The 13,800-nt window shown below is 43.2% G+C and carries 15 protein-coding genes; all 15 read right to left on the bottom strand.

Going from position 1 to position 13,800, the window contains the following annotated elements:
• Nucleotides 1–15: 15 nt before the first annotated feature.
• The 15 genes from VMW78_02220 to flhA all read right to left on the bottom strand — a co-directional run bounded on the left by VMW78_02220 (nt 16) and on the right by flhA (nt 13,788).
• Nucleotides 16–1,152, bottom strand: a complete 1,137-nt coding sequence (locus VMW78_02220) for a flagellar basal body P-ring protein FlgI (GenBank protein HUV49824.1) — start codon at nt 1,150–1,152, stop codon at nt 16–18.
• 62 nt (nt 1,153–1,214) lie between these two features.
• On the bottom strand, nt 1,215–1,916 hold the full coding sequence (locus VMW78_02225; protein HUV49825.1) for a flagellar basal body L-ring protein FlgH: 702 nt from the start codon (nt 1,914–1,916) through the stop codon (nt 1,215–1,217).
• A gap of 2 nt (nt 1,917–1,918) precedes the next feature.
• A complete protein-coding gene (gene flgA, locus VMW78_02230; protein HUV49826.1) occupies nt 1,919–2,653 on the bottom strand; it encodes a flagellar basal body P-ring formation chaperone FlgA in 735 nt (244 codons plus the stop codon).
• Nucleotides 2,654–2,678: 25 nt separating this feature from the next.
• Nucleotides 2,679–3,461: a flagellar basal-body rod protein FlgG gene (gene flgG / locus VMW78_02235; GenBank protein ID HUV49827.1), complete on the bottom strand. Its 783-nt coding sequence runs from the start codon at nt 3,459–3,461 to the stop codon at nt 2,679–2,681.
• Nucleotides 3,462–3,589: 128 nt separating this feature from the next.
• The gene (flgF, locus tag VMW78_02240) at nt 3,590–4,303 is read right to left on the bottom strand and encodes a flagellar basal-body rod protein FlgF (protein HUV49828.1); all 714 of its coding nucleotides are present in this window, start codon (nt 4,301–4,303) and stop codon (nt 3,590–3,592) included.
• Nucleotides 4,304–4,758: 455 nt separating this feature from the next.
• Complete coding sequence (locus VMW78_02245; protein HUV49829.1) at nt 4,759–5,052, bottom strand: EscU/YscU/HrcU family type III secretion system export apparatus switch protein; 294 nt, start codon at nt 5,050–5,052, stop codon at nt 4,759–4,761.
• A gap of 207 nt (nt 5,053–5,259) precedes the next feature.
• Entirely contained in the window at nt 5,260–6,279 is a 1,020-nt protein-coding gene (locus VMW78_02250) for a hypothetical protein (GenBank protein HUV49830.1), read from the bottom strand.
• A gap of 40 nt (nt 6,280–6,319) precedes the next feature.
• Nucleotides 6,320–6,787, bottom strand: coding sequence for a hypothetical protein (locus VMW78_02255; GenBank protein ID HUV49831.1), 468 nt, complete (start codon nt 6,785–6,787; stop codon nt 6,320–6,322).
• Nucleotide 6,788: 1 nt separating this feature from the next.
• Complete coding sequence (locus VMW78_02260; protein HUV49832.1) at nt 6,789–7,091, bottom strand: hypothetical protein; 303 nt, start codon at nt 7,089–7,091, stop codon at nt 6,789–6,791.
• A gap of 417 nt (nt 7,092–7,508) precedes the next feature.
• Nucleotides 7,509–8,243, bottom strand: a complete 735-nt coding sequence (locus tag VMW78_02265; protein ID HUV49833.1) for a hypothetical protein — start codon at nt 8,241–8,243, stop codon at nt 7,509–7,511.
• A gap of 80 nt (nt 8,244–8,323) precedes the next feature.
• Entirely contained in the window at nt 8,324–8,785 is a 462-nt protein-coding gene (locus VMW78_02270) for a flagellar basal body-associated FliL family protein (protein HUV49834.1), read from the bottom strand.
• An 18-nt stretch (nt 8,786–8,803) separates the two neighbouring features.
• Nucleotides 8,804–9,574 (bottom strand): FliA/WhiG family RNA polymerase sigma factor, encoded by a 771-nt coding sequence (locus VMW78_02275; GenBank protein ID HUV49835.1) that lies wholly within the window; start codon nt 9,572–9,574, stop codon nt 8,804–8,806.
• Nucleotides 9,575–9,702: 128 nt separating this feature from the next.
• The gene (locus VMW78_02280; GenBank protein ID HUV49836.1) at nt 9,703–10,566 is read right to left on the bottom strand and encodes a MinD/ParA family protein; all 864 of its coding nucleotides are present in this window, start codon (nt 10,564–10,566) and stop codon (nt 9,703–9,705) included.
• Between the two features lie 5 nt (nt 10,567–10,571).
• The gene (flhF, locus tag VMW78_02285; GenBank protein HUV49837.1) at nt 10,572–11,714 is read right to left on the bottom strand and encodes a flagellar biosynthesis protein FlhF; all 1,143 of its coding nucleotides are present in this window, start codon (nt 11,712–11,714) and stop codon (nt 10,572–10,574) included.
• On the bottom strand, nt 11,704–13,788 hold the full coding sequence (gene flhA, locus VMW78_02290; GenBank protein ID HUV49838.1) for a flagellar biosynthesis protein FlhA: 2,085 nt from the start codon (nt 13,786–13,788) through the stop codon (nt 11,704–11,706). Before flhA ends, flhF begins: the two co-directional genes overlap by 11 nt.
• Nucleotides 13,789–13,800 lie beyond the last annotated feature (12 nt).

Consider the following 13,800-nt stretch of genomic DNA (forward strand, 5'->3'; position numbering starts at 1 on the left):
CTATAATCCCTGATCCTATATTACCTTTAAATCCGCCTGGAGCGCCCCTGCAGATTTGATTGTCTGCAATATGGTTATCAGATCTCCTGGCGTAACACCTATTGCGTTGAGCGCCCTTACAACCTCCTGAATAGTAACCCCCTCCGGTACCACCACCAGGCGATTCTTCTCTTCTTCAACACCGATTTCCGTTTCAGTTGTTACAACCGTCTGTCCTCCCGGAGCGATCAGCGTGCCGTCTCCGGCATCAACCGGAGCGCTGCCGGCAGGAGGAGCAGGGGCAAAGGGGGACGGCTGAGACACCCCTTTTTCCTCTTTTATCTGGATGAACAAATTCCCATGGGCAACGGCAACTGTGGATATTCTTACATTTTCTCCCATAACAATCGTGCCGGTCTTCTCATCTATGACCACAACCGCGGGTGAGTCAACCGCAACATTAATGTTTTCAACAATCGAGACAAGCTTCACCATACTCCCTTTAAAAGATTCCTTTATATTTACAGCAACGGTAGATGAATCAACAAGCTTCGCCTCCACGCCCGCTATCACACCATTTATGGCTGTGGCCACCCCTGTCGCAGTTGTAAAATCAGGTCGATAAAGATTTATGGAAAGTGACTTCCTGTTTTCAAAATTGTACTCCAATTCCCTTTCGACAAAGGCGCCGTTTGTAATCCGACCGACAGTCGGGTGATTCTTGGAAATGTTCGCGCCCCCCCCGCCTGCGGCAAAACCTCCGATAGATACAGCGCCCTGCGCCACTGCATAGACATTGCCGTCCGCCCCCCGAAGCGGTGTCATAAGGAGAGTCCCTCCACGCAGGCTGTTTGCATCACCGATGGATGAAACCACAACATCTATTCTCGACCCCACCTTGGAGAACGGGGGAAACTCGGCGCTGATCATAACTGATGCCACATTATCTGAAGTCAGGTTATTTCTGGACTCTTCTTTCATCCCAAGCCCCTGCCTGCTCAACATATTGGCAAGAGTTTCCTTTGTGAATCCGTTTTCAATATCATCGCCGGTTCCAGCCAGACCAACTACCAGGCCATAGCCTACCAACTGGTTATCCCTGACCCCGCCGATACTGGAAATATCCTTGATACGTACAGCATAAGCATGAGACGCAATAACCAGACCAGCCATTAAAAAAATGGCAATATATTTGAAAACTTTCCTTTTTTTCATGAAACTATCCTTATTTCTGATCAGAACGGCCATGCCCAATCCACAATACGCGTCAGCCAGCCCGGTCTCATTTTGTCATTAATCACGCCATTGCCTGTATAAACAATCTTTGCATCGGCAATATACTGTGATGATATAACATTGTCCGAGGTAATATCCTCGGGTCTGATAATGCCGGAAATAATAATGTACTGATCCTCGGCATTTATAGCCAACCGCCGTTTCCCCTCTATAGCCAGATTGCCATTGAAAAGCACCTCGACAACCTTAGCTGTTATTTTTGCCTCTAATGTACCATCACGGGTCGTTGCGCCCTTGCCCTTAAGAGAATTGGAAGAGGTACCTCCCAGCCCGATTGACGAGCCAAACCTTGAGTTCTGTTCCATCATCTTTTTTTCCAATCCCAAAAGGCTCGTTAACCCAGCAGTCGTACTCGTGTCCCTGCTGGTAGTTGTGTCGGCAGAATTGCTGCCCGAGGAAGACTCGTCTATGATTATTGTAATAATATCATCGACATGCTTTGCTTTATTATCGGCAAAGAGCGAATTTTTCGCATTTTCGCCGGGCCAGATGGATCCTGTGGACGGAAGCTGTATTTTCTCCTTTGGAACAGGAACAGGTTCATCTTTTTTTATTGCATTGATATTAGAAGAACATCCGGCAACCACGAACAAAATAAGGATACTTATCAAGACTATAAAATTATATGCTCTCCATTTCATGATTAAAACTCCACCTTCACCAGAGAATTACCCATAACCCTGGCATAAATCACCTTTTTAGATGATACATTCCTGACCTTTATCAATTCCCCGTGCATTCCATCCTGATCCGACAGTCCAATTGTAGTTATTCTCATCGTGTCTTTCTCAAAAACAATTCTTACCGGCTTCCCCTTCTTTACTATCGGCATGCTTCTCACCATATTCCCTGTCATTTCGGTATTTGGTTTAACATTGGTGCAAAGTTTCATGCCTACAACAGCATCAAGGCTCGATATGACATTTGATGGCAAGCGGTCAAACCACCTTTTAACTATTCTCACATCATCATGGTTAATCCTGACATTTCTATTAAGAGACTTTGTGCTGACCACAACATCCATCAGCACCTCTATCCTTGCTTTGACGGTCTTTGCATTCAGAAATGTGCCATTTTCATAACACCTGACGGTAAAGGAAGAATTCCCCATAAAATCCTCATTCCTTCTGCTCAGAACCCGATAGGTGATTTTTTTTCCTGTCAGTCTCACATCATCAGGCACGCCGGCTGGGAATTCCACCCGCACAACGCTTTTCGGCAAGGACATGTTCTTTTCAATATATGTTCTGACAGCCGCCTTTATCGTTTCCTCTCCTATCACTGCTGCGGAAGCCGCGCACAACAGATGCCCGTTAAAAAGAAACAGGGAAACAACACCCGCAATTAAGAAAACTGTCTTATGTATTTTGCCTGACATTCTCACTCCTCTAATCCTCTAATCCTTACCTCTTGAGGCCGTTAGCCATCTGCAGCATCGCATCCGCTGTCTGGATTGCCTTTGAATTTATCTCGTATGATCTCTGGCCCACAATCATCTTGACCATCTCATCCACAACATTTACATTTGACATCTCTAAAAAACGCTGTGAAATGGTGCCGTTCCCCGCTTCTCCGGGATTTCCGAGAGTAGCGTCACCGGAGGCATCTGTTCTGTCATAGAGATTTCTCCCCAGGCTGGTAAGTCCGGCGGGGTTGGTAAACCTGGCAAGCTCTATTCTCCCTGTCGCCAGGGAATTGCCTTGCTCATCGCTTGCCGTCCATGTGCCTCCGCTGTCAAGGGTAAAATGTACCATTTCCATGGGTACGTCCACTGCAGGTATCAATTTAAGCCCTTCAGAATTACACAGAGAGCCATCCTTATCAACCTTGAAATTGCCTGCCCGTGTGTAAACAGTACGCCCATTATCATCAATCTGGAAAAAGCCATCCCCTTCAATAGCAAAGTCGAATGGATTGTCCGTCTGCATATAATCACCCTGGCCAAACATTTTTTGAACAGCCACCGGTTTTACACCCATACCGATCTCTATACCCACCGGCAACTGACTCCCGCCGGATGTCTCGGCCCCTGATTTCGAATATACCTGATACATGAGATCCTGAAAATCGGCTCTTGCCTTTTTAAATCCTACGGTATTAATGTTGGCCAGGTTGTTCGCAACAACGTCCTGGCTTATCTGCTGCGCTTCCATGCCGGTTGCGGCCGTCCATAAAGCCCTTATCATGTTAATCCTCCCTTTTATTATTAATCACCACGAAGAATTTTTTCTTTATCCTTGTTCCCTTTGTACTCTTTGTGGTAAAAATATCGCAGTGTGCGCCTTCAGGTTTAAGTTAATAACCTTTGTTTTTATTACAATCTCCCGATACGGCTTGTTGACAATTTGTCCTGTTCGCCTAAAGTCTGAATCGCTTTCTGGTATGATTCAAACGTGCGCTGTATATTGATCATTTCAACCATTTCTCTTATAGCCTGGACATTGGAAAGCTCAAGATATCCGGATTGAACACGTGCATTTTCTTCCTTTTTTGCGCCCGCCAGATTATCAGGATTAAGATAGAGGCCGGGATTAAGCTTAACAAGAGCAGATGGTTCGCTAAAACCGGTGATCTTCAATGTATCAACTTCATTGCCGTCCACACTTATTACGCCGTCTTCGCTTATCAGGACGTTGTTCCCCTCAATGGCAATTTTTCCTCCTCCGCCAAGAACATAATCTCCGGCCTGTGTAACCAGCCCTCCATCCTTATTGAGCGTAAACCTTCCATCTTTTGTATAAGCAACACCGGCTTTTGTTTGAACAGCAAAAAATCCATCCCCGTCTATTGCCAGTTCCAGAACATTGCCGGTTTTCTGCATAATTCCCCTGGAATAATCGGCCGTTGTTTCCTGTGTCTGCGCGGGTCTGCCTTTATTCGCCTCCGCTTCGGGGCCTGGATTTAAAAAAAGGAACCGCTCTGCCTTGAAACCGGGGGTGTTAACATTGGCAATATTGTTCGCGACACAATCAAGCCGGCTAATCTGCATTATAGCCGCATTTGCCAGTATATCGATACCGTTAATCATGTTTCCTGCCTCCTCTTCTGTATGTGAAGTAAAGCAATTTGTGTGCCACATGGACGGAGATCGGGAGGCGGAAAGCAGAGAGCGGAGAGCGTGGAGGAGCGGAGAGCGTGGAGCGGAGAGCAGGGAGCAGAGAACGGAAATCGGAATGAATGTCAAATGTGGAGCTCACCTATGTCAAAAACTGCTCTATTGGGCAAGGCAATCAGCATCAGGAGACAGGCAATTTTGTTTATAACAGGAAATTTTTTCCTGTTCGGCAGGCTCTTTTATATTGGTAGCAGTTTACGGTTTACAGTTATCGGTTCACGGTTGAAATCAATATCCAAAATGCTTCAATCGTTGCATAGTTCATTGAAAAAACTGTGAACCGTAAACCGACAACCGTTAACTGTCACCTTTATCTTTTCCCATTCAACATTCGATGTTGGACGTTAGATGTTCGATGTTCATCTTTTTTAATCCCCTAACCCCTGCCCCCTGTATCGTTCATTGAGCGAATAAACAAAGGCCAATATTTCCGCGACAGCCTTGTAAAGCTCGGCAGGAATCTGTTCATCCATATCGAGCCGGCTCAGGATCTGTGCCAGAGCAGGATCTTCCTTTATCGGCACACTATGTTTTTTTGCGAGTTCTATGATCTTTTCGGCAATGGCGCCCCTTCCCCTGGCGGTAACCCTCGGCGCCTGATCTTTTTTTCCGTCATATTTTATGGCAGCGGCAATTGTTGTCTCTTTTTTGTCTTTGTTCATAAAAATACCTAAGTGCTTTGATTCGTAAATACAGTGACGCAATTTTTTATATGGGTCTCTACTCCTGATGGGTTGAAGACTTATAAGTGCCTAAAGTGAGCTAAAGTGCCTAAAATGCCTAAAGTTAATGTACGCCTCCAGCGGGCTAATTTTAAAGTTATAAGTGCTTTAAATACTTTAGCTCACTTTAGGTACTTCAAATTTATTTCATGCCAAAATATCTACGCTTTCCAGGGCAAACAGGTTTTGAAACTCGCTGGATTCAGCTCTTGTTTTTAAATCATCCTTATCTGTCACACACGTTAAATAATCTATATCATAGCCTAAAGCCGTAAGCTTTTCTCCAAGTTCCTCTAAAAACAATCTAATAAAATTACATATGTTTTCATCCTTACATTTCAACACACAGCTTATTTTCTTTGTTTTAATTTTTGCCTGGACAACAACATCGCCCAAAACATCCATGTTCAGCAAAAACAGCACATTCTTCTCGTTCCGGCGGCCTTTGTCCTTTGAATCCCGATCTCCCAATTTTATAAATATCTTTGCCAGGCCCATATTCTCCGGGAACAGCAGAGGAACTTGAAACATATATTTACTATCATATTCCTGAAATAAATAATTTATTACCCGATGGGAGTCAATTGTTTGCAAAGAGGAACGGATAAATCCGGCAAGTTTTTCCGCTGCAGGAAGATTTCCGGTTTTCACCAACGGCTGAAGCCTGCCGGACATCCTTATCAAGAGTTGCTTCAGGTTTTGAGAGGCATCCCTTACATTCTCCATCGAGTAACCGAACCTGCGGACATAATCTCTAAAAAAGAGAGGGTTTTTTAAACTTTCCCTGGAGAATATCAGAGATTTTAATATGCCTTGTATATTCTTGACATTTTTCTTCCCAAGATGCGCTGCAAGGTCTCCTAAATTTTCAGGGCTGAACCTGTCGATACCGTCTCTGAAAAATTCAAAAAGGGCTTTGGGGTTTGAACGGTAAAATCTCAAACAATCCATTAACCTGGAATTTTGCGATATTTCATTGGCAACAATACGAAGGACAACCCCGGGATGCAGTTGCATCACCCTTACCGCAATCTTTTCGCCTTTTTTGAGCAATAGCCCGGAATCTGCCACAACCATGCTGTTTTTCAGCGAAATCAACGCCTTCCCGTAGCGAGGGGTTTCCACTATTTCCGCTTCCACCACTTCGCCGACAGAAAGAGGAGGCAAAAGTTCCGCCTTTTTTTGAATTTGTAAAAGGTGATTTAATTTATGGGATGCTATTATGGAGGGAAGAATTTTCATTCTTTTTTCGATGAAGGTCTAAAATAAGACATATCTCTCCTTCAGATAAATTCAACATATCGGCTATCTCTTTTTCAGCCAGACCTTGATCGGCCATTTTTATAACAGCTTCATATTTTTCCCCGCAACTCGTATCTCCTGACGTTCGATCTTCAAAAATGGCATCTGATTTTTTTATAAGGGTTCTCAATTGATTCTCTTTTTCATTCAGGACATATATGAAATCCTTTACTTCATTTAAAGCCTGAAAAAGGCGATCTGTAGAACGCCGGGAGTTTTCGATCACCTTATTGAATTCAGAAAAATTTTTTGAGCCTATTCCCTGTGGTCTCTTTTTTATTTCTCTGTTTGCCACCCTGATAAGAAATACAATAGCAAGGCACAGCGCTATGTCTGCAAGGATCTGAAGCCCCAGCATAAACTCTATGGTCATCTTATACCTTTATATCCACCTTTCCCCCGGGTTCATCGTCAGCAACAGCTCCATCTTTTTCTTTTTTTGCGCTGTTTTCTCCAGGATTCTTTTCCCTCTTACCACGCTCCTCTTCCTCCCTGGTCACAAGCTGCTCAGCTTCTGCAGGGGCTTTAACTTTTTCTCTCAGCTCCCTGGCCTCTTCGGCTAATTGAGCTTCAAAATGTCTCTGCTGAACATCAGCCTGATGCTGCTGAACCTGCTGGACACGCTCAATTGCATTGGATTGCAATAATACCTGTTGCACATCAAGCGATCTGACCATGGCTTTCGCACCCCCTTAAAGAGTAGTAACAGTTCACTGGGAACTGAATTAAGGATTAGAGGATTAAGGATTAGAGGATTAGAGGATTAGAGGATTAGTTGTTCCGCACGATTATGCCTTTGGAAACCTTGCTGACACCAGATAAACCCTGACAACCAATTTATGGGCTTTTCGCCAAAGCTTCAAATCTTTCCAATGCACTAATCCTTACCCCTTAATCCTTAATCCTAACCATCGTAAACGGTTACAAAAAGTAAAGGTTGTTGGTTATCCTCCAACTGTTTTATCGTCACAATCCATCATAATCTTTAACCTTAACAGGTCAGCCACAAAGACACCTGATTGCGAATTTAGAGATTTAGAAATTGATCCGCCTGCAGCGTGATTTTAATCCCTCAATCCCTTAATCCCCTAATCCTAATCCCGATAAGGTATCCTTATCAAAATAACATTAAAGCCCGACTCATATGTAATATGAAAAAGAGTATCATACTTCCTCAGGAGAAATAGGGTGTGTAATAATCTTTTATCTTTATCCGGGCCATTAAGGGGATAGCAGTCTGAACTCCAGTTTTCGATTAGTTCTTTTATTTGGATTTCGGGAATGGGAGCTCCGGTATCCTCGATTTTGACATATACATGTGAATCATCATGGCCTGTAGAGACAATCAGCTCCTTTAATTCGCTGTCTTTCATGGCATTTACCGAATGTCTGATTATTGAGGACAGAAAAATGGAATAATCGGCTTTTACTCCTGATATTTCCGGAATTTCCCTGTCCAATACCAGTTTCTTTTTAATATTATACTTAACATCCGGGTAAAACTGAAGGAATTTCATTTCAGCCTCTACAAGCTCGGATAAATTGATTTTTTGGGAGACAGTGTCGGCCAGCCTCTGAAATTTTCCTGCCACATCATTAAACAGGCTGAAAAATCTGTCCGCTTCCTTTGCAATCAAACCAGCATCACAAATTATCTTTTTGCAGCCTTCCAGGATCTCAGCATCTATGTTGTCGTTATTATTTACAATAAGTTTAAGACGCTCTGCCCTCCTCTGCAAAAGCTCAGAACGACCCAAAATCCCATTTAAGGAGTTGGAAAAGTCGTGAAGAATGCCGGGAATAAGCTCCATGAGATAACTATTTAACATATCAACATGTTCTCTGTGGGCTAAGAGGTGCAAAAATAACTTTTTATGAGTTTATCAACTTTGAGCTTTCAGCTTTGTGGTTACAATAAAATAAACTTGGTAAAGTACACATTTTTTATTATTTCATCACTCATAAAACTATTCAAGGCAATTTTAATTTTTTCTTTTAAGCTTCTCCTGATTTCGTACAAATCGGAAAGCTCTTTTAATGTGTTATATATGATCTTTCTCAACTCGATCCTCTCTTGCGGCAGTTTCATCCCTTGATTCAGCTCAACAACCACATCACAAACCAGAATCCTGTCTTTCCTCTGATTATCTTTAAAATAAATAATAAAGTCATTAAAATATTCGAACCTTTCTTCCATGAAAGCAGTCACCGGCAAACTTTTCTTCACAGAGTCTATCGGCCCCTGACCATCTAACCCTATGATCTTCTGCCCTTCCGCCCCCTGACCATTGGCAGAACCGCCGCCTGCAAACAACACAATGCACAGGCATACGACCATCAGCGCCTTTTTGTAATATCCGGTAATAACCATTTGATTAAGTATTCTGTTTCATAATTTCGGTGACGGAATCGCTAACCCCGTCGCTGAAGCGGGACTACGGGGAATGTGCTCTCTATTGCGGTTCAAGACGCCCTTTAGTCTCAGTATTGCCTGGGAGTGGATCTGACAGACTCTTGATTCCGTTAATTCCAAGGTCAGACCTATTTCCTTTAATGTTAACTCCTCATAATAATAGAGGGACAACACCAGTTTCTCTTTTTCGGGAAGTGAATCTATCGCATTCTTCAATATGTTTTTAAGTTCCATGTCGGCAAGAATGGAAAAAGGATTGTTTTGATCAATTTTTTCCAAAACATCATGCCTGCCGTATTTTTCACAGTAGCTCGGCGGCAAATCATCCTTGCTCAGAATACAGACACCTCTTGCTTCATCAAGAAGTTTATAATAATTTTCAAGTGATATGCCGAGATAATGCGAAATCTCTTCATCAGATGGATGACATCCGAACTTTTTCCGCAACACCTCAAGCGCATCTTCAAGCATTGTTTCTTTGCTTCTAACCGATCTTGGCACATCATCTCTTGATCTTAACTCATCTAATACAGCCCCCCTAATCCTGAACTGTGCGTATGTTTCAAACCGCACATTCTTTGTTTCGTCAAATTTTTCCAGCGCCGACATCAATCCAATTATGCCGGCGCTGATTAAATCGTCTTTACTCACATGATCGGGGAGTCTCATGGCAATCCTCCCGACAATGTTCTTAACAAGAGGCACATATTTAATTATCAGTTTTTCACGCTTTTTTTTATCAGTCATTTTTGTCAAGAAAAGATCCTCAGGTAGATAGGCTGAAGGCTGTAGGCTTTTAGTAGAAAGGCTCTATCTCAAGCGTATGCTTGGCGATACTTCAACCTAACAGCCTACAGCCTAAACAACCTTTTTAGTTATGACCTTCCAAAAAATTTAATAGTCCCGTTTTCATAATCTTCCGGCGGTTTCAAGCACAACTTCTCGATAATTTTATACATGCTTTTACTCGCCTTTGAATCAGAAAAAATCTCTGTCAGCAGTCTTTGTCTCCTCACCGCTTTTGAAACATTTTGATCATAAGGTATATATCCCAGATACTCGATTGGAAGATCAAGGAAATGATTCGCTGCATTGCTCAACCTCGTATAAACCTCTGTGGCTTCATTTGAATCCCTAACCATGTTGACAATCAGCTTAAAGCACTTTGCTTTATAGGTTTGATAAAGTATTTTGATTAAGGCGTAAGCATCCGTCAATGAAGTGGGTTCAGGTGAAACAACTACAATAATTTCCCTGGCTGCCATATTAAAATACATGACATTGTCGGCAATTCCGGCAGCTGTATCAATAAGCATAAAATCGAAGTCTTCAGCCAGTCCATCCATCTCCTCCAGAAGGGTGAACTTTTGCCCTTTTGACAGCTCAGCCATCCCGGGAATTCCTGAAGACGCCGGCAGAATCTTGATGCCTCCGGGGCCTTCGATAACAGCCTCAGACAGGGTTTTTTCGCCGTTAAGGACGTGGTATAAATTATATTTCGGGGTAATTCCAAGGATCACATCTATGTTGGCCAACCCTGTATCAGCATCGAGCAGCAAGATTCTTTTCCCCATCTTCGAAAAAATATATGCAAGGTTCACGGTTATATTTGTTTTCCCAACGCCCCCTTTGCCGCTGGTAATAGAGATAACGCGAGTATTGCGATTATATCTTTTTTGTTCAATTATCGGGGAACTCCCCTTTCTCTTCATTTCTCTCAACACTCCAGCCTGATCCACTAAAACTACCTCCCTGATCCATGACCCACTATCAGCCTTGCAAGCTTTGCAGGATCCATTTTATTTAAATCATGGGGAACGTTCTGGCCATTTGCGGTGTAGAACACCGGTTTGCCGACATGATCAATAACATTGTAGATTGAACCAAATTTTTTTGAATCATCCAGTTTTGTAAATATAATGTTGTTATAATCTATAATATCAAATCGTGCCGCGGCATCCATCATGCTCTCCTGGCTTGATGTCATGCTTAAAACAAGATTCGTTTCCAGAGGGAGACCCATCGTCAGATATTCCTTTAATTTCAATAAATAACTTTCATCACCACGACTCTTCCCCGGTGTATCTATAAGTATGGTATCTTTGTCGGCAAACTTATTCAAAACTCTCTCTAAGCCATTCTTTTCAGAAGCAACCTCCATGGGGACACCCATGATATCCGCATATTTTTTCAGTTGTTCCACCGCGCCTATCCGATATGTATCCGTGGTTATGATGCCCACGCTTAGTTTTTCTTTAAATAAAGAGCGTGCCGCCAGCTTTGCCAGGGTTGTTGTTTTTCCATCACCCGCAGGACCGACAAAGGCGGAAATCCTCTTTTTCCCCGTATTCCTCGTATTCTTATAAGAAGAAGCAATAGATCGTTTCATAATATTCTCAACAGCAGCCAGAGTATAATGATGGTTTTCCGGAGCTTCCGTCGAGCCATCGTTATTTAACTCTTCTATTAATGCGCAGGCGCATTGTTTTGATACGCCTGTCGAAATCAGGTAATAATAAACTTTTGACAGAGAAGACGAAACTCTTCCATTGTTTTGAATGCCAAGAACATCGAACAGAAGACCCATTGTCTCCTTTATCTCAGTCAACTCGGCATAAACGCCCCCCTGTTTTTTGAAATCCATAATAAAGGACTTTAACTCATTAACATCCGATCTGATTATTGAGAACGTATCCGGTCCCTCTTTTTCGCATTTTTCAGCTTCACTTTCTTTCGAAACTTCAGAATTATTATCCCTGGCGGCAATCACCTCGAGTCTGCCCTTCAATCTTCTGCTGGAAAGCACTATGGCGTCCTGGCCCATATCCGCCTTTATCTTCTTCATAGCCTCATTTATACTCAGCGCATCGTATCTTTTAATCTGCATCTTTTGCCGCCAGCATACCCAGAGATTTGATATTTACATCACGAATAATTTCGTTGTGGGAAAGAACAACGATATTGGGGAAAAAATTTTCCAGTATCTTGCTTAAATATCCCCTGACATTTGGCGAGCAGAGAATAATCGGCGGCAGGCCTTTGTCGCTAAAGTTTTTGATAAACTTCTTGAGATTGAATGCAAGCTCTTGTATCAGGGTCGGATCAGCCGCAACAAATGATTCATATTCCGTATGCTGAACAGACTTATTAATTCTGTCCTCAATATCGGGAGAAACCATAATAACGGTTATATTCCCATCCGCGTCCTTATATTCTTCTGTTATCCTCCTGGCCAGGGCCTGCCGTGCATATCCTGTTAACGTGTCGACATTTTTTGTCAAAGGCGCATAATCCGCCAGTGTTTCCAGTATTGTAAGAAAGTCGCGGATAGAAATCCTCTCCTTCAGGAGCCTTTGCAATACTTTCTGAAGCATGCCGAGCGGAACGATTTTCGGAATAAGCTCCTCTACGACTCTGGGATGGCTCACTGCCAGACTATCCAGCAAAGACTGAACTTCCTGTCTGCCTAACAGTTCATCTGCATGTGTTTTTACAATTTCAGTCAAATGGGTCGTAATAACAGAGGCCGGATCGACAACAACAAAACCCTTTGCTTGAACCGATTCTTTTTCTTTTTCATCTATCCAGACGGCAGGCAGGCCGAAAGCAGGTTCCCTTGCCTTAATTCCCGTTATTTTTACACCTTCATTTCCTGCAGTTATTGCCAGGTACTTACCTATATGTATTTCTCCTCTGGCTGCTTCAACCCCTTTCAGTTTAAAAACATATTCATCGGGCTTTATCTGCAGATTGTCTCTTATATGCACGGGAGGCATGACAAAGCCCATTTCAATGGCCATCTGCCTTCTCAACGCCTTGATTCTCTCAAGCAATTCACCGCCCTGTCCCGCGTCAACAAGAGGTATCAAACTGTATCCCATCTCAAGTTCAAGGGCATCAAGGGGCAAAAGAGCTTCTATGGATTCCTCCACCGCTTTAGCCGGCTGCTTTTCCTTCGTTTCCTTGATTTTCTTTGACGATTTAAAGGTTCTATATGCAATAACTCCAAAAACAAGAGAAATGGCCAGAAAAGATATCTTGGGCATGCCTGGAATCAGACCAAATATCAATATGATAGCAGAAGCCGTGGCAATCACCTTTGGCTTGGCAAAGAGCTGTCCTCCTACCTCACTGCCCAAATCAGATGAGGCTGTAGACCTGGAGACAAGCATGCCGGCGGCAGTCGATACAATCAGCGCCGGAATCTGCGTTACCAGCCCATCACCCACTGTAAGAAGCGTATAGATGCGAGCAGCATCCGCTATAGACATGCCCCGCTGCAGTACGCCGACAACCAAACCACCAAAAATATTTATCATGGTGATAAGAATTCCCGCGATTGCATCTCCCCTGACGAACTTGCCGGCCCCATCCATTGCGCCATAAAAATTTGATTCCAGCCCAATTTCACGCCGCCTGCTTCTCGCCTCTGAATCTGTAATCAGCCCTGCATTAAGATCCGCGTCGATGCTCATCTGTTTTCCGGGCATCGCATCCAGGGTAAATCTTGCCGCCACTTCGGCTATCCTTGTAGCGCCCTTGGTTATAACAATAAAATTAATCAGGACAAGCACCAGAAATACTATAAACCCAACCACATAATTACCGCCGACAACAAAGGCGCCGAATGCCTTGATGACCTGCCCTGCAGCCCCTGTGCCCTCATTGCCGTGGAGAAGTATAAGACGCGTGGAAGCCACATTAAGGGACAAACGAAGCAAAGTAGCGATTAAAAGAATGGATGGAAAAACTGAAAAATCAATAGGTTTCAGTGTATAAACGGAAACCAGCAGTATGGTTAGAGAAAAAGTGATGCTGAAGGAGAGGAGAATATCAAGAATAAAGGGATGTACGGGTATCATCATGATCAGAAGGATACCTGCTATCCCTATGGCCATCGCGGTAGTACCACCTTTAAACATATCGGCAAAATTATCGGTTTTAACGTAAGAATCAGCCATTTTTAATCCACA

The organism is Anaerolineae bacterium (genome assembly GCA_035529315.1).
Taxonomy (GTDB): Bacteria; Desulfobacterota; Desulfobacteria; order Desulfobacterales; family ETH-SRB1; genus Desulfaltia.